This window comes from Pseudomonas sp. NPDC096925, assembly GCF_044762545.1.
Taxonomy (GTDB): domain Bacteria; phylum Pseudomonadota; class Gammaproteobacteria; order Pseudomonadales; family Pseudomonadaceae; genus Aquipseudomonas.
Genome location: NZ_JBIWEM010000002.1, coordinates 714,549 through 732,989, shown reverse-complemented (window position 1 = coordinate 732,989; position 18,441 = coordinate 714,549). Strand labels below are relative to the sequence as shown.

The 18,441-nt window shown below is 61.2% G+C and carries 25 protein-coding genes and 1 tRNA gene; 20 read left to right on the top strand and 6 right to left on the bottom strand.

The features are described 5' to 3' along the window. The first annotated feature begins 262 nt into the window (after positions 1-262). Positions 263-1,351, top strand: a complete 1,089-nt coding sequence (locus tag ACIQYU_RS09300; protein ID WP_402799169.1) for a hypothetical protein — start codon at positions 263-265, stop codon at positions 1,349-1,351. Positions 1,352-1,473: 122 nt separating this feature from the next. Here the strand turns inward: ACIQYU_RS09300 and ACIQYU_RS09295 are convergent, their stop codons facing one another. Beyond that, positions 1,474-1,800: a helix-turn-helix domain-containing protein gene (locus tag ACIQYU_RS09295; RefSeq protein ID WP_402799510.1), complete on the bottom strand. Its 327-nt coding sequence runs from the start codon at positions 1,798-1,800 to the stop codon at positions 1,474-1,476. A gap of 85 nt (positions 1,801-1,885) precedes the next feature. On the opposite strand from ACIQYU_RS09295, the gene ACIQYU_RS09290 reads away from it, so the two are divergent. Next, positions 1,886-2,095, top strand: coding sequence for a DNA-binding protein (locus tag ACIQYU_RS09290; protein ID WP_402799507.1), 210 nt, complete (start codon positions 1,886-1,888; stop codon positions 2,093-2,095). Positions 2,096-2,124: 29 nt separating this feature from the next. After that, positions 2,125-2,598 (top strand): YmfL family putative regulatory protein, encoded by a 474-nt coding sequence (locus ACIQYU_RS09285; protein ID WP_402799166.1) that lies wholly within the window; start codon positions 2,125-2,127, stop codon positions 2,596-2,598. A 22-nt stretch (positions 2,599-2,620) separates the two neighbouring features. On the opposite strand, the gene ACIQYU_RS09280 is transcribed toward ACIQYU_RS09285, so the two are convergent. After that, a complete protein-coding gene (locus ACIQYU_RS09280) occupies positions 2,621-2,845 on the bottom strand; it encodes a hypothetical protein (RefSeq protein ID WP_402799163.1) in 225 nt (74 codons plus the stop codon). On the opposite strand from ACIQYU_RS09280, the gene ACIQYU_RS09275 reads away from it, so the two are divergent. From ACIQYU_RS09275 to ACIQYU_RS09235, 9 genes are all read left to right on the top strand, one after another. Continuing rightward, complete coding sequence (locus ACIQYU_RS09275) at positions 2,844-3,035, top strand: hypothetical protein (RefSeq protein WP_402799160.1); 192 nt, start codon at positions 2,844-2,846, stop codon at positions 3,033-3,035. The two genes, ACIQYU_RS09280 and ACIQYU_RS09275, sit on opposite strands and share 2 nt — an antisense overlap. A gap of 2 nt (positions 3,036-3,037) precedes the next feature. After that, positions 3,038-3,337, top strand: a complete 300-nt coding sequence (locus tag ACIQYU_RS09270; RefSeq protein WP_015270950.1) for an ogr/Delta-like zinc finger family protein — start codon at positions 3,038-3,040, stop codon at positions 3,335-3,337. Continuing rightward, positions 3,334-3,708 (top strand): hypothetical protein, encoded by a 375-nt coding sequence (locus ACIQYU_RS09265; protein ID WP_033696763.1) that lies wholly within the window; start codon positions 3,334-3,336, stop codon positions 3,706-3,708. Before ACIQYU_RS09270 ends, ACIQYU_RS09265 begins: the two co-directional genes overlap by 4 nt. 71 nt (positions 3,709-3,779) lie before the next feature. Continuing rightward, positions 3,780-4,019 (top strand): hypothetical protein, encoded by a 240-nt coding sequence (locus tag ACIQYU_RS09260; RefSeq protein ID WP_402799156.1) that lies wholly within the window; start codon positions 3,780-3,782, stop codon positions 4,017-4,019. Positions 4,020-4,033: 14 nt separating this feature from the next. Next, on the top strand, positions 4,034-6,757 hold the full coding sequence (locus ACIQYU_RS09255) for a toprim domain-containing protein (RefSeq protein WP_402799505.1): 2,724 nt from the start codon (positions 4,034-4,036) through the stop codon (positions 6,755-6,757). A 46-nt stretch (positions 6,758-6,803) separates the two neighbouring features. Next, positions 6,804-7,151: a hypothetical protein gene (locus tag ACIQYU_RS09250; RefSeq protein WP_402799153.1), complete on the top strand. Its 348-nt coding sequence runs from the start codon at positions 6,804-6,806 to the stop codon at positions 7,149-7,151. Continuing rightward, a complete protein-coding gene (locus ACIQYU_RS09245; protein WP_402799150.1) occupies positions 7,148-7,375 on the top strand; it encodes a hypothetical protein in 228 nt (75 codons plus the stop codon). The genes ACIQYU_RS09250 and ACIQYU_RS09245 overlap by 4 nt, the downstream gene beginning before the upstream one ends. Positions 7,376-7,434: 59 nt before the next feature. After that, positions 7,435-7,887, top strand: a complete 453-nt coding sequence (locus ACIQYU_RS09240; protein ID WP_033696761.1) for a hypothetical protein — start codon at positions 7,435-7,437, stop codon at positions 7,885-7,887. A 328-nt stretch (positions 7,888-8,215) separates the two neighbouring features. Next, positions 8,216-9,385 (top strand): Arm DNA-binding domain-containing protein, encoded by a 1,170-nt coding sequence (locus ACIQYU_RS09235; protein WP_402799147.1) that lies wholly within the window; start codon positions 8,216-8,218, stop codon positions 9,383-9,385. A gap of 121 nt (positions 9,386-9,506) precedes the next feature. On the opposite strand, the gene ACIQYU_RS09230 is transcribed toward ACIQYU_RS09235, so the two are convergent. Further along, positions 9,507-9,594, bottom strand: a tRNA-Ser gene (locus ACIQYU_RS09230). 134 nt (positions 9,595-9,728) lie between these two features. Between ACIQYU_RS09230 and ACIQYU_RS09225 the strand changes: the two genes are divergently transcribed. Further along, positions 9,729-10,400 (top strand): Bax inhibitor-1/YccA family protein, encoded by a 672-nt coding sequence (locus tag ACIQYU_RS09225; protein ID WP_003251184.1) that lies wholly within the window; start codon positions 9,729-9,731, stop codon positions 10,398-10,400. Here ACIQYU_RS09225 and ACIQYU_RS09220 read toward each other — a convergent pair. Further along, positions 10,381-10,626 (bottom strand): hypothetical protein, encoded by a 246-nt coding sequence (locus ACIQYU_RS09220; RefSeq protein ID WP_207831308.1) that lies wholly within the window; start codon positions 10,624-10,626, stop codon positions 10,381-10,383. The genes ACIQYU_RS09225 and ACIQYU_RS09220 overlap by 20 nt on opposite strands. 83 nt (positions 10,627-10,709) lie before the next feature. Between ACIQYU_RS09220 and ACIQYU_RS09215 the strand changes: the two genes are divergently transcribed. The 7 genes from ACIQYU_RS09215 (at position 10,710) to ACIQYU_RS09185 (ending at position 15,706) form a co-directional block, all read left to right on the top strand. Beyond that, complete coding sequence (locus tag ACIQYU_RS09215) at positions 10,710-12,089, top strand: nucleobase:cation symporter-2 family protein (RefSeq protein WP_207831207.1); 1,380 nt, start codon at positions 10,710-10,712, stop codon at positions 12,087-12,089. Positions 12,090-12,271: 182 nt separating this feature from the next. Beyond that, positions 12,272-12,664, top strand: a complete 393-nt coding sequence (tusD, locus tag ACIQYU_RS09210; protein WP_144173979.1) for a sulfurtransferase complex subunit TusD — start codon at positions 12,272-12,274, stop codon at positions 12,662-12,664. A gap of 1 nt (position 12,665) precedes the next feature. Further along, positions 12,666-13,025 carry a sulfurtransferase complex subunit TusC gene (tusC, locus tag ACIQYU_RS09205; protein ID WP_063912576.1) on the top strand — a complete coding sequence of 120 codons (360 nt, stop codon included), beginning with the start codon at positions 12,666-12,668 and terminating at the stop codon, positions 13,023-13,025. Then, complete coding sequence (gene tusB / locus ACIQYU_RS09200) at positions 13,025-13,321, top strand: sulfurtransferase complex subunit TusB (RefSeq protein WP_207831205.1); 297 nt, start codon at positions 13,025-13,027, stop codon at positions 13,319-13,321. The genes tusC and tusB overlap by 1 nt, the downstream gene beginning before the upstream one ends. Then, positions 13,318-13,653, top strand: coding sequence for a TusE/DsrC/DsvC family sulfur relay protein (locus ACIQYU_RS09195; protein WP_025339766.1), 336 nt, complete (start codon positions 13,318-13,320; stop codon positions 13,651-13,653). Before tusB ends, ACIQYU_RS09195 begins: the two co-directional genes overlap by 4 nt. Then, a complete protein-coding gene (locus ACIQYU_RS09190; RefSeq protein ID WP_402799141.1) occupies positions 13,650-14,654 on the top strand; it encodes a glycosyl transferase family protein in 1,005 nt (334 codons plus the stop codon). Before ACIQYU_RS09195 ends, ACIQYU_RS09190 begins: the two co-directional genes overlap by 4 nt. Positions 14,655-14,746: 92 nt before the next feature. Then, positions 14,747-15,706, top strand: coding sequence for a glutathione S-transferase family protein (locus ACIQYU_RS09185; protein ID WP_241105827.1), 960 nt, complete (start codon positions 14,747-14,749; stop codon positions 15,704-15,706). 33 nt (positions 15,707-15,739) lie between these two features. On the opposite strand, the gene cysG is transcribed toward ACIQYU_RS09185, so the two are convergent. Continuing rightward, positions 15,740-17,131, bottom strand: coding sequence for a siroheme synthase CysG (gene cysG, locus ACIQYU_RS09180; RefSeq protein ID WP_207831199.1), 1,392 nt, complete (start codon positions 17,129-17,131; stop codon positions 15,740-15,742). After that, positions 17,132-18,412 (bottom strand): serine--tRNA ligase, encoded by a 1,281-nt coding sequence (gene serS / locus ACIQYU_RS09175; protein ID WP_025339770.1) that lies wholly within the window; start codon positions 18,410-18,412, stop codon positions 17,132-17,134. Positions 18,413-18,441: the final 29 nt, after the last annotated feature.

Sequence of the window (18,441 nt, the reverse complement as noted above, 5' to 3'; positions counted from 1 at the left end):
CGCATATTCTGGAAAGTGCAACCCCCACAAAAAGCCGCCTTATTGAGGCAACTGCTCTGCCTTGACCCCATCTCCTCACTGCACTTTTGCGCTTCGTTTCTGATGGCTATTCGCCACTTTAAGGCTACCGTTATTCAGTGGCTGTGAAGCTACTTCACGCTGCAACGAAGTGTTCAACCGCAGAAAACACGCCGGCTTGTGCGTGGTGATGGTCCGCAATGGATCGTGCCGGCAATGGACCGCGAGAGGAAAGGTGAACCATATGCGTAAAGAACGGATGTTTGCGGCCCTAGTCGCCGCTCTTGTGTGCTCAGGTGCCGTGCAGGCTCAGAACCAAGCAATGGAACCAGCTACATGCCAAGCGGCCTCGGAGGCGGCTGTCAATGTACAGAAAATAGCCGATTCATTTAAGGACCGAATCGAGTCTAATGCCAAGCAGTATGAGTACCGAGCAAAGCAGATCGAAAAGGATGCACCCAATCCAGATAACGCGGCTGAGGCAGCGGCAAAGATCGACTTTGACGTGACCATGAAGCGGCAAGATTTCGCGCTGGACATTCCTCAGGTCACGATGAAATCCAAGGCAATGGCAATGGACTTGCCAACCCTGGAGATGCGCCGGCAGAACTACTCGTGGGACAACCCAACATTAGTAATGCGCATGCAATGCGTGGATGGTCCGCCCGAAGTCGTTTGCGACTGGAAAATGAAGCAAATCGGATTCATCAAAACCAAGGTTTGGGAGTGCAGCACTCGGAAGGGTAATCAGATGTGCACTGAAATACCTGAGTTCGAGATGCGCAAGCAGGAGGCTTCGTGGGATGTTCCCACTGTCGTCGTGAAACGGGTTGATTGGTCAATGGCAGTGCCTGAAATCGCCATGAAGAGGCAAGACCTTGGGATTGATCTGCCAAGCATCACGGTGAAGAACATCGAGGTCCAGATGCAGGAGACCAAAGATGCGGCCAACGAGCTTGCCGAGAAGGCTAGTGCCGAATCGCAAGCCTTAGAGGCCAGCATGAAGTCTGAAATTACTGCAGCCTCATCGAATAGCCTGCTGCTGTCCTTCGAGTGTGAAGATGCCCGAATGCTGACAATACGCGACGACGCCTTGCGCGACATTGACGCCCAGATTGCTACCCTCCAAACGTCGCGCGATGCCGCTATGAAGAACAACGCGAACCAACTGGCTGGTGCGTTCGATCAAGGCCTTGAACAGCTCATCACGGCCCGTGCAAAAGTTGTCGATGAGATGGAAAAGGCTAGGCAGGAACTGTTCAACACCCGCGACCAAGCACTGAATAGGGTCAATGGTGGTGCGCTGATGACCAGCGCGATAAGCGCTCCATAAGCGAGCGGCCCCTGGCTGGCGCCTTTGCTCGGAGCGCCAGCCGGGAGTCGTATTAAACACCGACCCACCATGGGCCCGCTGACTTCTCCTTTCAGCTGATTGCCGGAGAACCTCTCCGATAACTACTTATGCTGCGGCTTAGCGAATGCCTGGGCCGTCCTGCTCAGGATCGCTCGATCGCTTTCGTCCATGGTACGCAGCAGTCGCACAAAGCCCGCCTCCTCCGCGGTGATGCTGTCTGTCGATTGAGGTGATCGAGCACCTGTGACGACATACAGCACATCAACTCCCTTCTCCGCAACTGCCGCGAGGTAGGCCGCGTCTGGGCTTCTCTCGCCCTTTTCGTAATTGAACTGTGAGGTTTTCGCCACGCCAGCAATGGCGGCGAAGTCAGCCTGGTTGTAGCCAAGGCGGACACGCTCCTCTCTCAGCCTTTCGCCGATATTCAACAAAACGGAACTCCAATCCTTGACCATTCAACGAATGTTGAATAATCTGACCTTGCAATCACACGAAATCACACGAAACGAGACTATGCCGAACACCTACCCCACCGAGCAAGCACGCCGGGAAGCGCGCGCTCGCCTCGCGCAACAAGGAATTTCAGCGAAAGAGTGGGCTGAGAAGCATGACCTCAACCCCTCCACCGTGTACGCGGTCCTGAACGGCCAGAAAAAATGCCTCCGGGGTGAAGCGCACCGTGCAGCAGTACTGCTCGGCATCAAACCCGGACCTGAAAATTAAGCCCCCTGGCTCAAGGAGGAAACCAGAACATGAAGCGCCCAGTTCTAGAAACCCTTCGCCAGGTAGTGAGCGCAGTTGTATGCGCCTACCCCGGCGGTCGCGAATGCGCTGCAGCCCGCATTGGCTACGAGTTGAAGCAATTCGACAACCGCGTCTACGAGAACGCCGGTAGCCGCCCACTGACTTACGAGCAGATCCACCTGCTGGAAACCGACGCCGGTACCACGCACCTGCCCGAGTTCATCGCCAAGATGTACGGGGGCATGTTCGTGCCGCTTATCCAGCCCGAAGACCTGGACAACGTCGAGCTCTACCAGCGCTCAGTGCGGGCTGCTGCCAAGCGTGGGGTAGTCGACCAGATCATCGCCAAGTCCCTGGAAGACGGCGTCATCGAGGAAGACGAAGCCAAATTCATCATGGATGCACACCACCAGTACCTCTCCGCACGCACGGCCGAGGTCACAGCGACCATCCAGTTGCACACGAAAGGGGATCCGAATTGAGCACCTACAAGCAGCAGGCCAATCAATCCTTACCCAAACGTGACTTGATCTCCTTCAAGGCTGTTGCGACGTCATCCACCGCGAAGCGGATGTCTTCGCCTCTTATCCATACGCCCTCGATGTTGCCGCCGCCCGTTTGTGGCCGTGTGGTTTCTCGTCCCTGCATTACAGCGATCAGCGCCTCATATCGCTCGGTCAATCGCTTTGCCAACCGCTCAACTTCTGAATTTTTCTGGTGAAACCCCATGAATCTTCTCCTTGAAAAAAACCGTGGAAAACTCACTGAGCTGCTGGCCAGCGCACAGCAGCGGCTGGATACCCTAAAGGAAACCGTTCAGGGGGCCAATGGTGATTCTGCGGGCTCGGATATCCGTATCGCGATCGACGACGCCATTACGCCGCTGAGAATCGCCTTCGAAGAAGCCGAGCAAATCTGACCATGAGCACCTACAAGCTCGTTTGCCCCCACTGCTCCAGCCGCATGCGCATCCGCACCAGCGAAGGCAAACACATCTTCCTGCGGATCGCTTACCTGCAATGCGCAAACGAGGGTTGCGGCTGGTCCGTACGGGCGCAGTTCGAAATGACCCACGAAATGAGCCCGAGCGGCATGCCAAACCCCACGGTTCGCCTGCCTGTCGCCCCGGTGGCCATGCGCCGCCAAGCAATGCAAACCGCTGCTGCTGACGATCAACCCGACCTGCTGGACCAGTTGGACATGGAGGAAGCCACCGCATGAACGCCATCGCCCTGACCACCAACCCCGAAACCGACTATCGCGCTGCCATGCAGCAGGCCGCCGTGGCCTTCCTATTCCGCCGGGAGGGCCTTCACCTTGCCGGCGACCACCAGGTGCTGGAGAACTGCAGCCGCTTCCTGGCGCAGTCGCTGGAAGTGCCTGCACACCTGGTACAGCGTATCGCTGAGCTGGCCGTCGCTGAATTCGAGAGCAAGACCACTGGGCGCTTGAAGCTCCTGGGCGTATGCCCCACCAGCGGTATTTTCAGGGCACAGCTGATCCTGCTGGATACAACGACCCAGCAGCGGCACCTGGTGCCGGCGCGCTACCTGCCCAGACGTATGCAGCAGACCTGCAACACCTCGAAGTAACCCGAACACCCCCCTTCCCGATGCCCCGTTCTGCGTGGGTAAGGGGAAACTGCATTCAACTGGTGGCCGACATGAGCAAAATCACCATCCAACTGGAGCTAGATGAGCAGCAGGCGCAACGCTACCTGCAATGGCTCAACTCTCAGTTTGACACCACCATGGCCGAAGTCTGGCACTCGGACCGCTACCGCAACGTTCCGGCCGGTAAGCGCGGCTCCAAGGTGCTGAGCGACATCCCTTACCTGGTCGGCATTGGCCGGACCTGCCGTGAGCTTCGCAAGCAGCTGGCCGGCAAAGGGGAGCGCGCGTAGTGAACCGCAAGCCCATGGAACACAGCCTGCGCGCCGAAGTACTTCGGCGCCTGCAGGATCAGTACGGCCTCAAGCCTATGGCCGGTACTCAGTACCTGCGCAAGGGGACCTGCCCCAACTGCGGCAAAAAAGAGCTGTACTCGCGCCAGGACGAGCCCTGGTTCATCAAGTGCGGTCGAGAGAGCAAATGTGGTGAGCAATGGCACATCAAAGAGTTGTTCGACGACCTGTTCGATGATTACAGCAAGCGCTACCCGGTCACCCAGGAATCTCCTCGAGCATCGGCAAACGCCTATTTGCAGAACGCCCGCGGCTTTGACCTGGACCTCGTCAAAGGCTGGTACACCCAGGACAACTACTGGGATCGCAATCTCGGGATTGGTAGCGCCACAGTTCGTTTTAGCCTGGAGCACGGCGGCTATTGGGAGCGCCTGATCGACCAACCGCACCGGTTTGGCAAGAAAAAAGCCCGTTTTGCTCCCGGCCAATCACCCAAAGGCTACTGGTGGTGCCCGCCAACGGTTGACCTGCTGGAAGTGGACGAGTTGTGGATCGTCGAGGGTATTTTCGACGCCATCGGCCTGCTGCATCACGACATGGACGCCGTATCGGCCATGAGTTCGGGCGCATTCCCATTCGAGTCGCTCAAGGCGTTGGCCGAGCTGCGGCGCGGGCATGGCAAGAAGCTACCGCGCCTGGTATGGGCCTTGGACAACGAACCAGGAGCCCATCGCTTCACACGCAAGCATGCAGCACTGGCCCGCGAGCTGGGATTCACCTGCGAGGCAGCCCAGATTCCACAGAATGGCCGCAAGGTGGATTGGAACGACCTGCACCAGCGCTGGAACTTCATCGACGCTGACAAGCGCCAGGAGCGGATTGATCGAGACCTGCGCGAGGCGCGTTATCACGGCAGCTTGCTGCTGGCCGACAGCGCAGCCGAGAAAGGCGTCCTGATGTACGACTGGCGCGAGCGCCAGGAATTTCACTTCTCCTACGAGAACCGCCTCTACTGGTTCAAGATGGATGTGGAGAAGTTCAACAAGGCGCTCCAGCAGCTGGACGAGTCTGAGCGGCAGGAAGACCTGGTCCTGACTGATCGCCAGCGCCGCGACAAGGCGTTGCGCCAGTGCGGCGCGGTGATCGAGATCGCCAACTGCTACCCGCAAGCGTTGTATTTCCAGCGCAATGAGGTGACGGACGAGTCCTGGTACTACTTCCGCGTCGATTTCCCGCACGACGAGCCGAGCGTGCTGAACACCTTCACTGGTGGGCAGGTCACCACTCCCAGCGAATTCAAGAAGCGTCTGGTGGGCATGGCAGCCGGCGCTTACTTCACCGGTAGCGCATCCCAGCTCGATCGGATCATGCAGCAGCAGCTGTTCGCCCTGAAGACCGTCAAGACCATCGACTACGTCGGCTACAGCAAAGAATACGGCTGCTATGTGTTCGGCGACCTGGCTGTGCGCGGTGGTGTGCTCGAGCAGGCCAATGCCGAGGACTACTTCGAATTCAAAGGCCTGCGCCTCAAGTCGCTGCAGAAGTCGATCAAGCTCGAAATCAATCGGGACGTCTCGGCCTACCGCCCCGAGTGGTTCAAGTGGCTGTGGACCTGTTTCAACACCCAGGGCGTGATCGCCCTCGCCTTCTGGTTCGGCTCGTTGTTCGCCGAGCAGATCCGCGCCGAGTTCCAGTCGTTCCCGTTTCTGGAGGTGACCGGCGAGGCCGGCGCCGGTAAGTCCACTCTGCTGATGTTCCTGTGGAAGCTCATGGGACGCCAAGATGAGGAAGGCGACGACCCTATCAAGATGACCAAGGCTGGCCTGCGTCGCTGGCTGAGCCAAACCTCGGGCATGCCCGTGGTAATGCTGGAGGCCGACCGTAGTGACGCCGAGACAGGCGCGGCCAAGTCCTTCGACTTTGACCAGTTCAAGCCATTGTTCAACGGTCGCGGCCTGGGCCTGACCGGGGTGAAGAACGGCGGAAACGACACCAACGCTCCGCCCTTCCGCGCAACGCTGGTATTCAGCCAGAACGCCTCAGTCGTGGCGTCTGAGGCCATCCTTACTCGTATCGTCAAGCTGCACTTCGTGCGCCCGGAGGTCACCAGCGACAGCCGTGCGGCCGCTGACAACCTGAACCACCTGCAGGCCAGCGAAGTGAGCCACTTCCTGCTGATGGCAGCCAAGGCTGAGCAGAAGGTGATGGAAATCTTCCGTACTCAGGTAAAGGTGCATGAGCAGGCACTGCGCGAAATGCGCGAGATCCGCATCGAGCGGATCATCAAGAACCACGCCCAGATGATGGCCTTGGTAGACGCGCTGCGAATGGTCGTGCCGATGACTGACAGCCAGCACGAAGGCACCCTTCGCGAACTGCGCGCCATGGCTGTTGGTCGCCAGCTGGCAGTCAACTCTGACCCGAAGGAAGTGGCCGAATTCTGGGAAGTGTTCGACTACTTGGAGTCGCTCAGCGACGAGCCAGTGGTCGACCACAGCAAGAACGCGGAACTGATCGCAGTTCACCTCAACGAGTTCTGCGAACGAGCCGCCGAGCACAAACAGAAGCTCGCGGACGCAACCACCCTGCGCAATCTACTGCGCAACAGCAAATCGCGCCCCTTTATCGACGCCAACCGAGCAGTCGATAGCGCCGTGCGTGCCGCGTTCAACAGCCGCACCACCAGCGCGAACACACGACCAACCACAGTCAAGTGCTGGACCTTCAAGGCCGGCTGAACGGCTCTGGCGCTGCAACGCCAGGCACACCCCAAGGAGAAACGATATGCAAAAAGCCCAAACCATCGACCGCAATGTCCTTTTCGATGCCCTGGTGCAGTACCAGGAAGAGCGTCCAGCCATCCGCGAGGCTGGTACCCATGCACTCGCCCGCTTGGTTCCAGTAGCTGTGCGGGATACAGGCCAAAGCCGGGTGATCGGCCGTTTCCTGCTCGGCCTGTACGACGCCACGACCTACCCCTTCATCCTCACCGACCTACGCAGCCTCGATGTCGGCTTGTTCGAAGATTGCCTCGCCGTCCTCCGACTGGACAACACCCCCGAGAAAGAGATCCACGAATACCTGCCGAAGGGCCAAATGATCTTCAACCAATTGCGCGAGTACTGGGGATGAAGTGGCAGGCGAAGCGCAACCAGGACGGCCAGGTCATCCCGCGTTGCTGGGTAAGCGACAGCGGGTACACCGTGGCCGAATGCCGGCTGCCGCACTCGCGGTACCCGGTGACCCGTCCTGGAGCCTCACTGCCATTCGCCTACGCCGATGGCCGTGAAGAGGTTACCCAGATAATCACGACAGACATGCAGGACAGCTGCAACTGGTCGGCAGACCTCAAGTAATCAGGAGGCGCCGAGGAGCTGCAACTCCCCGGCGCCGACCAACCCCAAGGAGAAACGACATGCAAGTAGAAACCCCCGAAGTCGGCGCGCAAAAGCCTAACACAGTACGTTACGACACCCTTGTAATCCGTGGAGCCTCTGGCCAGACAGTCCCGCGCGAAGTAGACGGCGGCGAGGTAGTTGCCTGGAGCTTGGGCCACGGCCTAGCGGCCATGGATGCATTGGAAGAGTTCGTGGATGATCTGGCAGACGGCAGCTATCACGGTCTGGCACAGGGAGCCGCCAATGCGCTCAATCTCATGCGCCGACGCCGGGCGACCGGCTGGGATGCCGACGTAATTGCAGAGGAACCGCCCGAGGACTGGAAAAAGGCCGTTTCCCGCGCCGAGGCTACAGCTCGGGAGGTGTTCGGCGAGAACGACGATAACGCCATGCAAGCCATCGATTACATGACTGGTTTGCTGCTGGCTTTCGAACCGCGTTGCAACTCTGGGCAAGGAGACGCTGAATGACCCTCTCTCGCCCACGCTTGGCCAGTCACTCTCTGGACCTTCCTAACCATTGTGACATCTGCAACAAAGCACGCTCGACCAGGACGCATCAGCGCTGCAGCAAGCTCCGCCAAGAGCGCAAGTCGGTGGAGTGGGAAACCTACATGGCCAACGTTGAAGCCAAGCGCACCCAGAAGGCACGCCGGCATTGTTAGCAGTTTCGTGTCCAGATAACCGATCTGATGGATAGCTGGCCCAGAAACTACTGAACAATCTTCTAGGTCCAGAAGCGGGCCATCCCTGAAGGCGGCCCATAAACTGGGCCGTCTCTTCGTTTTCGAGTAATAAAATGGCAGCTGGAGTCGAAGTTCGCGGCAACCATGTCCGCGTGTATTTCCGTTACCAGGGCGAGCTGTGCCGGGAAACAATCCCCGGCGACGCCTCACCCGCAAACCTTGCCAACGCCGAGCGTCTTGTAGGAATAATCAATTATGAAATTGAGGCCGGCACGTTCAACTATGCCCGACACTTCCCCGACTCGCCTCGAGTCAAGACCAACACCCTCGGCCATTACATCGACCTGTGGCTAGAGATAAAGGGCAACCAGATGGCAGCGAGCGGCTTCGCCATGTACCGCAGCCGCACCGAGAAGCACATTCGCCCACGCTGGGGCGACCAGCAGGCAGATCGCATCGATCACCTGGACATTCAACACTGGGTGCAAAGCGTGCTGATGCCCAAGCTGCACAACAAGACCGTACGCGAGATCGTCAGCCACCTGCGGCAGATCTTCCAGCTGTACCGCACTCGGAACCGCTTCGCGTTCGACCCGACCGATGGGATCACTATCTCTCTGCCAGACGCAGACGACCCAGACCCGTTCACCCGGGAAGAAATCACCGCGATCCTTGAGCAGCAGACTGAACGGTATCAGGAAATCAATCTAACGGAGTTCATGATCTGGAGTGGACCGCGCGTCAGCGAAGCGATTGCCCTAGCCTGGGAAGACGTCGACCTAGTGGCGGGTACCGTGGAGATTCGCCGCGCGCGGGTGGCTGGTCAGTACAAGGTGACTAAGACCAGACGATCTACCCGCAAGGTCAAACTGCTCGCACCAGCCCTGCGCGCCCTCAAGGCGCAAGCCAAGTTCACTCAGAACCTGCCAGCGGAACTGATCGAGGTTATCGATCGAGACAACCGAACTATGCGGGAGCAGCGTGTGCGGTTCGTCTTCCACAACACTGCCACGGGTGAGCCGTACCGCTCCTCTGATGTACTGCGGCATGGCTGGTGGATCTTGCACCTAGAGAAGGCTGGCGTCCGTCAACGTGGGCCGAACACCTGCAGACACACGTTCGCCAGCCAGCTGCTGAGCAGCGGCATCGCCACGCCAGAGTGGATTGCAGACCAGATGGGGCACACATCGACGGCGATGATCTTCAAGCACTACGCAAAGTGGATCAGCGAGGATGGGCCGGATGTGGTGGGGTTGTTAAACCAGGCGCTCAGGTTGACCTGAACGCACAAAAAAAGGGGCCGCAAGGGCCCCTTTCTTTTGCCTGTCATTCCCAAAGTGTTCCCAAAACGCTCCCATTTGAGGGTCTAGCGGCGGCGAACATCAATGAAATCAAGCACTTGTATGGCGGAAGCGTAGAGATTCGAACTCTAGGATAGTTGCCCATCGACGGTTTTCAAGACCGTTGCCTTAAACCACTCGGCCACGCTTCCAGCTCGTTTTGCGGCCGCCATCATACCGTAATGAAACAAGCTGTCAAACTCTCTGTGTCGCGGGTTGTGGGAGCTCTGATAGACTCCTAGCATCTGAACGTTTGAAAACCACAGGTTTACCAAGGAGTGTCGCCATGCGCGAACAGGATTACGCCGTACACCACGGCCAGCAGGTCGAGCAGCAGGAGATCAGCAAGGTCCTGCGCAACACGTACAGCCTGCTGGCACTTACCCTCGCCTTCAGCGGTGTCATGGCCTTCGTGGCCCAGCAGATGCGCGTCGGCTACCCGAACGTGTTCGTGGTGCTGATCGGCTTCTACGGGCTGTTCTTCCTTACCAACAAACTGCGTGACTCGGCCTGGGGCCTGGTCTCTACCTTCGCCCTCACCGGCTTCATGGGCTTCATCCTCGGCCCTATCCTCAACCGTTACCTGGGCATGGCCGGTGGCGCCGAGGTGGTCAGCTCGGCGTTTGCCATGACTGCACTGGTGTTCGGTGGCCTGTCGGCCTATGTGCTGATCACCCGCAAGGACATGAGCTTCCTCAGCGGCTTCATCACTGCGGGCTTCTTTGTCCTGCTGGGTGCTGTCGTGGCCAGCTTCTTCTTCCAGATCAGCGGCCTGCAACTGGCGATCAGCGCTGGCTTCGTGCTGTTCTCGTCGGTCTGCATCCTGTTCCAGACCAGCGCGATCATTCATGGTGGCGAGCGTAACTACATCATGGCGACCATCAGCCTGTATGTGTCGATCTACAACCTGTTTGTCAGCCTGCTGCAGCTGTTTGGCATCATGGGTCGTGATGACTGATTGATTGCTGCGTGAGAAAGCCCGCTTCGGCGGGCTTTTTTGTGGGAGCGGGTTCACCCGCGAACACCGGCGCAGCCGGTGCCAGGCACCGCGTTGGTTTCTTCGCGGGTGAACCCGCTCCCACCGGGTCCGCGCAGGTTTCAGGCTTATGCTCTACCTGCTGAAGCATATAGCGCTCAATAACTGACCATAAAGTCAGATAATAAGGCGCATGGTCGTCGATCATGCCGCCATCGTGCTTTGCTCTACCCCAATCCGCCATCACCCCGTAGAATGCGCTCCTTTTTTCTTTCGGGGCAGCTTTCTGCAATGAGCTCACACGAACACAGCCCAGGCGCGGCGGCGCCTGCCAATGAACTGGTGCTGGGTCTGGAGGACAAGCCAAGGCTGTTGATCGGCCTGCTGGCTGCCCTGCAGCACCTGCTGGCGATCATCGTGCCGATCGTCACCCCTGGCCTGCTGATTTGCCAGGCGCTAGGTGTTTCCGCACGGGATACCAACCTGATCGTTTCCATGTCGCTGGTCATCTCGGGGATCGCCACCTTCGTCCAGTGCAAACGCTTCGGGCCGTTCGGCGCCGGGCTGCTGATCGTCCAGGGCACCAGCTTCAACTTCGTCGGCCCGCTGATTGCCGGCGGGGCGCTGATGGTCAAGCAAGGTACGCCCGTAGAGGGCGTGATGGCGGCCATCTTTGGTGTGGTAATCGCCGGCTCGTTCGTCGAAATGGGCGTGTCGCGCATCCTGCCCTTCGTCAAACGCCTGATTACCCCGCTGGTAACCGGCATCGTGGTGCTGATGATCGGCCTGACCCTGATCAAGGTCGGCCTGATCAGCATGGGCGGTGGCTTCGGCGCCATGGCCAATGGCACCTTCGCCAATGGCGAGAACCTGCTGCTGTCGGGCGTGGTGCTGGCGATCATCGTCATCCTCAACCGCATCCCGGTGGTGTGGATGCGCAGCTGTGCCATCGTTATCGCCCTGGCAGTCGGCTATGCGCTGGCCGGCTACCTGGGCCGCCTGGACTTCACCGGCATGCACGAAGCCGCGCTGTTCCAGGTGCCGACGCCGCTGCACTTCGGCCTGGGCTTCTCCTGGGCGCTGTTCATTCCGATGCTGGTGATCTACCTGGTGACTTCGCTGGAAGCCATTGGTGACGTTACCGCCACCAGCAAGGTGTCGCGCCAGCCGGTCGAAGGGCCGGTGTGGATGCAGCGGATCAAGGGCGGTGTGCTGGTCAACGGGGCCAACTCGCTGCTGGCTGGCTTGTTCAACACCTTCCCGAGCTCGATCTTTGCCCAGAACAACGGGGTGATTCAGTTGACCGGGATCGCCAGCCGCCATATCGGCCTGTGGATAGCCGTGATGTTGGTGCTGCTGGGCCTGTTCCCGAGCGTTGCCGGGGTGATCCAGGCAGTGCCGGAGCCGGTGCTGGGTGGTGCGGCCATGGTCATGTTCGGGGCGGTTGCGGCGTCAGGGATCAATATCCTGGCCAGCACGCGGCTGGACCGTCGCGCCCTGCTGATTATCGCTGTGTCCCTGGCCTTGGGCCTGGGTGTGGCGCAGGTGCCGGAGTTCCTGGCGCACATGCCGGCGGCGATTCGCAATGTGCTGGAGTCGGGCGTGGCTACCGGGGGTATCTGTGCCCTGGTGTTGAACTGGTTCTTGCCGGAGAGCAAGGAACAGGCTTGAGCCTGGAGTCCTTCTGTCAGGGCCATGGGGCTGCTTTGCAGCCCGTCGCGACACAAGGCCGCTCCTATGAGGCCGCGTAGACCTGAAGATTGGTGCAAGACAGAAAGCCCGCCCCGCCATGCACAAGCGGGCGCGGGCTTTTTTGCTTTATCATGGCACCATTCCTTTTGCATGAGTTATCCATGAAATTCGCTATCGCGGTGTTCTCCCCGGCCCATGCGCCCTCCTCGCGGCGCGCCTTGCGCTACGCCGAGGCGGTGCTGGCTGGCGGGCATGAGATTGCCCGGCTGTTCTTCTACCAGGACGGGGTACACAGTGCCTCGGCCAACGTGGTCGCCCCCCAGGATGAGCTGGATGTGGCCGGCCAATGGCGCGCCTTCATCGAAGCCAACCAGCTGGACGCAGTGGTGTGCATCGCCGCCGCCCTGCGCCGTGGCGTGCTCGATGAGGCCGAGGCCAACCGCTACCAGCGCCCGGCCGTGAACCTGCCCAAACCCTGGGAATTGTCGGGGCTTGGCCAGTTGCATGAGGCGGCGCAGGTTGCCGATCGCCTTGTCTGCTTCGGAGGCGACTGAAATGGCCAAATCCTTGTTGATCATCAGCCGCCAGGCACCCTGGAACGGCCCATCGGCCCGCGAGGCACTGGACATCGCCCTGGCTGGCGGCGCGTTCGATTTGCCGCTGGGCATGCTGTTCCTCGATGACGGCGTATTCCAGCTCGCTGCGGACCAGCAGCCCACCGCCGTGCAACAGAAGAACCTGGCCGCCAACCTGCAAGCGCTGCCAATGTTCGGCGTCGAAGACCTGTTCGCTTGCAGCCACAGCCTCGCACGTCGCGGCCTGGCAGCCGACACCCTGGCGCTGCCGGTGCAAGTGCTGGACGACGCGGCCCTGGCCGCACTGATCGCCCGTTTCGACCAGGTGGTAACACTCTGATGACGACCCTGCATGTAATTGCCCACTCCCCGTTCGGCGACGAGCGCCTGGCCAGCTGCCTGCGCCTGCTCGGTACCGACGACGCCCTGCTGCTGTGCGGCGATGCGGTGTATGCCCTGCGCAGCGGCAGCGAGCCGCACCGCCAGTTGCAAGCCGCCGGCCTGGCCCAGCGCCTGTTCGCCCTGGAAGAAGACGTGCAGGCCCGCGCGGTCGGCAACGAACTGGCCAAGGCCGTGGACTACGGCGGGTTCGTCGAACTGTCGCTGCATTACGACAAGGTCAACAGCTGGCTATGAATACCCTCAACGTTGGCGATCAGGCGATCGCCCTGGACAAGGACGGCTTCCTGGTCGACCTGCAAGACTGGTCGCATGCCGCCGCCGAGGCCTTGGCCGCACGCGAGGGCATCCCGCTGACGGCGGACCACTGGGAAATCCTCGAGCTGCTGCGCCAGTTCTACCAGGAATACCAGCTGTCCCCGGCCACGCGCCCGCTGATCAAGTACACGGCCCTCAAACTGGGCCCGGACAAGGGCAACAGCCCGCACCTGAACCGCCTGTTCAACGGCACTCCCGCCAAACTGGCCGCCAAGCTGGCGGGCCTGCCCAAGCCGACCAACTGCATATGACAGCACCTCGCCCGCTTACCCTGGAAACCCCCGCCGAACATCCGTTCGCCGAATTCGTGCGCATTCTTGGCAAAGGCAAGCGCGGCGCGCGCGGCCTGACCCGTGACGAAGCCCGCGTGGCCATGACCCTGCTGCTGGAAGACAAGGTCGAGGACACCCAGCTCGGTGCCTTCCTCATGCTGCTGCGGCACAAGGAAGAAAGCGCCGAAGAACTGGCCGGCTTCACCGAGGCTCTGCGCGCGCACTTGCAGGCGCCGAGCATCGCGGTGGACCTGGACTGGCCCACTTACGCCGGCAAGAAGCGCCACCTGCCCTGGTACCTGCTGGCCGCCAAGTGCCTGGCCAACAATGGCGTGCGCATCCTGATGCACGGTGGCGGTGCGCACACCGCCGGGCGCCTGTACACAGAGCAGTTGCTGTCCTTGCTGGGCATCCCGCTATGCCGTGACTGGGCCGCCGTCAGCCAGGCCCTGAACCAGCAGCACCTGGCCTTCTTCCCGCTGCAGGACTGGGCGCCGCAGTTGCAGCGCATGATCGACCTGCGCAACACCCTGGGCCTGCGGTCGCCCATCCATTCGCTGGCCCGGGTGCTCAACCCACTGGCTGCGCGCTGTGGCCTGCAGAGCATCTTCCACCCCGGTTATCAGGCGGTGCACCGCGAGGCCAGCCGCCTGCTGGGCGACCATGCCGTGGTGATCAAGGGTGATGGCGGCGAGATCGAGGTCAACCCCGATGTCATCAGCCACCTGTACGGCACCACTGCCGGCGAAGCCTGGGACGAGGAATGGCTAGCACTAAGCGAGCGCCGCCACGTGAAGCCGCCCAGCCTGCAGCCCGAGCAATTGCTGGCGGTCTGGCGCGGCGAGGCCGAGGACAGCTACGGTGAAATGGCCGTGGTCGCGACCATGGCGTTGGCCCTGCGCGGCCTGGGCCAGCACCGTGAGCAGGCTTTCGCAACCGCACGTGGTTACTGGAGCGCACGGAACCAATCGAATAACTAGATACTAAGGGGGCATTCTTTGCGCTAGTTATTCGAACGATTTCCCCTAGACTGGGCTCCAACGACAAACAACTTTGTTCCGAGGAGCTCACCATGGGCCTTTTGATCGACGGCCGCTGGCATGACCAGTGGTATGAAAACGGCAAGGACGGCACGTTCAAGCGCGAAAATGCCCAACGCCGCAATCAGCTGCCCGCTCCCGAAGCCGGCCGTTACCATCTGTACGTCTCGCTGGCTTGCCCATGGGCGCACCGCACCCTGATCTTCCGTGCCCTCAAGGGCCTGGAACCCCTGATCGACGTATCTGTGGTCAGCTGGCTGATGCAGGACCATGGCTGGACTTTCGACCAGCAGCAAGGCTCCAGCGGCGACCACCTCGATGCGCTGCAGTACCTGCACCAGCGCTATACCCAGGATGACCCGCACTACACCGGCCGCGTGACTGTACCCGTGCTGTGGGACAAGAAAGAGAAACGCATCGTCAACAACGAGTCGTCGGAGATCATCCGCATCTTCAACAGCGCGTTCAATGAACTGACCGAGAATACACTGGACCTGTACCCAGAGCCGCTGCGCCCGACCATCGATGCGCTGAACGAGCGCATCTACCCGGCGGTGAACAACGGTGTGTATCGCGCAGGCTTTGCCACTACGCAGGAAGCCTACGAGGCTGCCTTTGATGAAGTGTTCAACGAACTGGACTACCTGGAAGACTTGCTCGGCCGCAATCGCTACCTGGCCGGGGAATACCTGACCGAGGCCGATGTGCGCCTGTTCACTACCTTGGTGCGCTTCGATGCGGTTTACCACGGGCACTTCAAGTGCAACCTGCGCCGCCTGAGCGATTATCACAACCTGTCGAACTGGCTGCGCGAGCTGTACCAGTGGCCGGGGGTGGCGGGTACGGTGGACATGGAGCATATCCAGAAGCACTACTACATGAGCCACAAGACCATCAACCCGAACGGGATCGTGCCCAAGGGGCCGCTGCAGGACTTCAACCTGGCGCATGATCGGGAGCGGTTGGCAGGCAAGGGAATCTGGCAGGCTTGAGATTGTCGGGGCCGCAAAGCGGCCCCAACGATTTCAGCTGTTCTGCGAGCCTTCGAACCACGCCAGCTTGTCACGCAACTGCACCACTTCCCCGACAATCACCAGGGTCGGCGCATGCACTTCATGCTGGGCCACCAGCTCCGGCAGATCCGCCAGGGTGCCGGTGAACACCCGCTGATTTCGCGTAGTGCCCTGCTGCACCAGCGCCGCCGGGGTACTGGCCGCACGGCCATGGCGAATCAGCTCGGCACAGATGGTCGGCAAACCCACCAGGCCCATGTAGAACACCAGGGTCTGCGCCGGCGCCACCAGGTCATGCCAAGGCAGGTTGCTGGTGCCATCCTTCAGGTGCCCGGTCACGAAACGCACCGACTGGGCATAGTCGCGGTGAGTCAACGGAATGCCCGCATAGGCGGAGCACCCACTGGCCGCGGTAATGCCCGGCACCACCTGGAACGGGATGCCATGCTCGGCCAGCTCTTCGATCTCTTCGCCACCCCGGCCGAAGATGAACGGGTCGCCGCCCTTCAGGCGCAGCACACGCTTGCCCTGCCGGGCCAGATCGACCAGCAGGCGGTTGATCTGGTCCTGCGGCACGGCATGGTCGGCACGGCGCTTGCCCACATAGATACGCTCGGCATCGCGCCGGCACATCTCGATGATCGCCGGTGCCACCAGACGGTCGTACAACACCACGTCGGCTTGCTGCATCAGGCGCAAGGCGCGGAAGGTCAGCAAGTCCGGATCGCCCGGGCCCGCACCCACCAGGTACACCTCACCACCCTGCTGCACCGGTGCACCGTCGACCATCGCCTGCAACAGGCGCTCGGCCTCGGCGCCCTGCCCGGCCAGCTGGCGCTCGGCAATCGGCCCCTGGAATACGGTTTCCCAGAAGCCGCGGCGCTGGTTGACGTCCGGGTACAAGGCCTTGACCTTGTCGCGGAAGCGCGCGGCCAGGCCAGCCAGTTCGCCGTAGGCGGACGGGATCCAGGCCTCCAGCTTGGCGCGAATCAAGCGCGCCAGCACCGGAGCATCGCCGCCACTGGACACCGCCACCACCAACGGCGAACGGTCGACGATCGCCGGGAAGATCACCGTGCACAGGGCCGGCGCATCCACCACATTGACCGGCAGGCTCAGCGCCTGCGCATCCGCCGACACCTGGGCATTGAGCCCAGGGTCGTCGGTGGCCGCGATCACCAGCCGGCAACCGACCAGGTCGGCCGCCTGATAGCCACGCACCAGCACCTCGCCGCCACCTTCCCGGGCAAGCGCTGCCAACTGGCCGTCGACATCCGGTGCCACCACCCGCAGCGCGGCGCCGGCATCGGCCAGCAGGCGCGCCTTGCGCAAGGCGATCTCACCACCGCCAACGACCAGCACGCGGCCACCCTGCAGCTTGTGGAACAGCGGCAGGTAATCCATTTAGCGGATGACCTCGACGCCGCCCATGTATGGCTTGAGCACTTCCGGCACACGGATCGAACCGTCGGCCTGCTGGTAGTTTTCCAGCACGGCAACCAAGGTACGGCCTACGGCCAGGCCGGAGCCGTTGAGGGTGTGCACCAGCTCTGGCTTGCCGGTTTCCGGGTTGCGCCAGCGGGCCTGCATGCGGCGCGCCTGGAAGTCGCCGCAGTTGGAGCACGAGCTGATTTCGCGGTACTTGTCCTGGCTGGGCACCCACACTTCCAGGTCGTAGGTCTTCACCGCGCCAAAGCCCATGTCGCCGGTGCACAGGGCCAGCACGCGGTACGGCAGCTCCAGCAGCTGCAGCACACGCTCGGCGTTGGCGGTCAGGCCTTCCAGGGCTTCCATCGACTTGGACGGCTCGACGACCTGCACCATCTCGACCTTGTCGAACTGGTGCTGGCGGATCATGCCGCGGGTGTCACGGCCCGAAGCACCGGCTTCACTGCGGAAGCACGGGGTGTGGGCAACCAGCTTCAGCGGCAGCTGTTTGGCGTCGAGGATTTCACCGGCCACCAGGTTGGTCAGCGACACTTCGGCAGTCGGGATCAGGTAGAAGTCGGCCTCGCCTTCGCGGCTGATCTTGAACAGGTCTTCCTCGAACTTCGGCAACTGGCCGGTACCCTGCAGGGCCGGAGCCTGCACCAGGTACGGGGTGTAGTGTTCCTCGTAGCCGTGCTCACCGGTGTGCAGGTTGATCATGAACTGCGCCAGGGCGCGGTGCAGGCGGGCGATCGGGCCACGCAGCACGGCAAAGCGCGCACCAGACAGCTTGGCGGCGGCTTCGAAGTCCAGGCCACCGCTGACTTCGCCGAGGGCGACGTGGTCCTTGATTTCGAAGTCGAAGGCCTTCGGTGTGCCCCAACGGCGCACTTCGACGTTGTCGTCTTCACTGGCACCGACCGGTACGCTGGCGTCCGGCAGGTTGGGGATGGTCAGCAGGATGCCGTCCAGTTCGGCCTGGATGCCGTCCAGTTCGGTCTTGCCGGCAGCCAGTTCATTGGCCATGCGCTCGACGTCGGCCATCAGCGGCGCAATGTCTTCGCCCTTGGCCTTGGCCTGGCCGATCGACTTGGAACGGGCGTTACGCTCGGCCTGCAGCTGCTCGGTGCGGGTCTGCACCGCCTTGCGGCGCTCTTCCAGTGATTCGATGCGCGCGACATCCAGGCTGAAGCCACGGGAGGCCAGGCGATCCGCCACTTCCTGAAGTTGGCCGCGTAACAGTTTGGAATCGAGCATATCGTTCTCTCGTTATGTGTAGGTGTTGG

Coding starts and splice junctions, on each gene's coding strand:
- ACIQYU_RS09300 (WP_402799169.1), top strand. CDS start 263: ATGCGTAAAGAACGGATGTTTGCGGCCCTAGTCGCCGCTCTTGTGTGC.
- ACIQYU_RS09290 (WP_402799507.1), top strand. CDS start 1,886: ATGCCGAACACCTACCCCACCGAGCAAGCACGCCGGGAAGCGCGCGCT.
- ACIQYU_RS09285 (WP_402799166.1), top strand. CDS start 2,125: ATGAAGCGCCCAGTTCTAGAAACCCTTCGCCAGGTAGTGAGCGCAGTT.
- ACIQYU_RS09275 (WP_402799160.1), top strand. CDS start 2,844: ATGAATCTTCTCCTTGAAAAAAACCGTGGAAAACTCACTGAGCTGCTG.
- ACIQYU_RS09280 (WP_402799163.1), bottom strand. CDS start 2,845: ATGGGGTTTCACCAGAAAAATTCAGAAGTTGAGCGGTTGGCAAAGCGA.
- ACIQYU_RS09270 (WP_015270950.1), top strand. CDS start 3,038: ATGAGCACCTACAAGCTCGTTTGCCCCCACTGCTCCAGCCGCATGCGC.
- ACIQYU_RS09265 (WP_033696763.1), top strand. CDS start 3,334: ATGAACGCCATCGCCCTGACCACCAACCCCGAAACCGACTATCGCGCT.
- ACIQYU_RS09260 (WP_402799156.1), top strand. CDS start 3,780: ATGAGCAAAATCACCATCCAACTGGAGCTAGATGAGCAGCAGGCGCAA.
- ACIQYU_RS09255 (WP_402799505.1), top strand. CDS start 4,034: ATGGAACACAGCCTGCGCGCCGAAGTACTTCGGCGCCTGCAGGATCAG.
- ACIQYU_RS09250 (WP_402799153.1), top strand. CDS start 6,804: ATGCAAAAAGCCCAAACCATCGACCGCAATGTCCTTTTCGATGCCCTG.
- ACIQYU_RS09245 (WP_402799150.1), top strand. CDS start 7,148: ATGAAGTGGCAGGCGAAGCGCAACCAGGACGGCCAGGTCATCCCGCGT.
- ACIQYU_RS09240 (WP_033696761.1), top strand. CDS start 7,435: ATGCAAGTAGAAACCCCCGAAGTCGGCGCGCAAAAGCCTAACACAGTA.
- ACIQYU_RS09235 (WP_402799147.1), top strand. CDS start 8,216: ATGGCAGCTGGAGTCGAAGTTCGCGGCAACCATGTCCGCGTGTATTTC.
- ACIQYU_RS09225 (WP_003251184.1), top strand. CDS start 9,729: ATGCGCGAACAGGATTACGCCGTACACCACGGCCAGCAGGTCGAGCAG.
- ACIQYU_RS09220 (WP_207831308.1), bottom strand. CDS start 10,626: ATGATCGACGACCATGCGCCTTATTATCTGACTTTATGGTCAGTTATT.
- ACIQYU_RS09215 (WP_207831207.1), top strand. CDS start 10,710: ATGAGCTCACACGAACACAGCCCAGGCGCGGCGGCGCCTGCCAATGAA.
- tusD (WP_144173979.1), top strand. CDS start 12,272: ATGAAATTCGCTATCGCGGTGTTCTCCCCGGCCCATGCGCCCTCCTCG.
- tusC (WP_063912576.1), top strand. CDS start 12,666: ATGGCCAAATCCTTGTTGATCATCAGCCGCCAGGCACCCTGGAACGGC.
- tusB (WP_207831205.1), top strand. CDS start 13,025: ATGACGACCCTGCATGTAATTGCCCACTCCCCGTTCGGCGACGAGCGC.
- ACIQYU_RS09195 (WP_025339766.1), top strand. CDS start 13,318: ATGAATACCCTCAACGTTGGCGATCAGGCGATCGCCCTGGACAAGGAC.
- ACIQYU_RS09190 (WP_402799141.1), top strand. CDS start 13,650: ATGACAGCACCTCGCCCGCTTACCCTGGAAACCCCCGCCGAACATCCG.
- ACIQYU_RS09185 (WP_241105827.1), top strand. CDS start 14,747: ATGGGCCTTTTGATCGACGGCCGCTGGCATGACCAGTGGTATGAAAAC.
- cysG (WP_207831199.1), bottom strand. CDS start 17,131: ATGGATTACCTGCCGCTGTTCCACAAGCTGCAGGGTGGCCGCGTGCTG.
- serS (WP_025339770.1), bottom strand. CDS start 18,412: ATGCTCGATTCCAAACTGTTACGCGGCCAACTTCAGGAAGTGGCGGAT.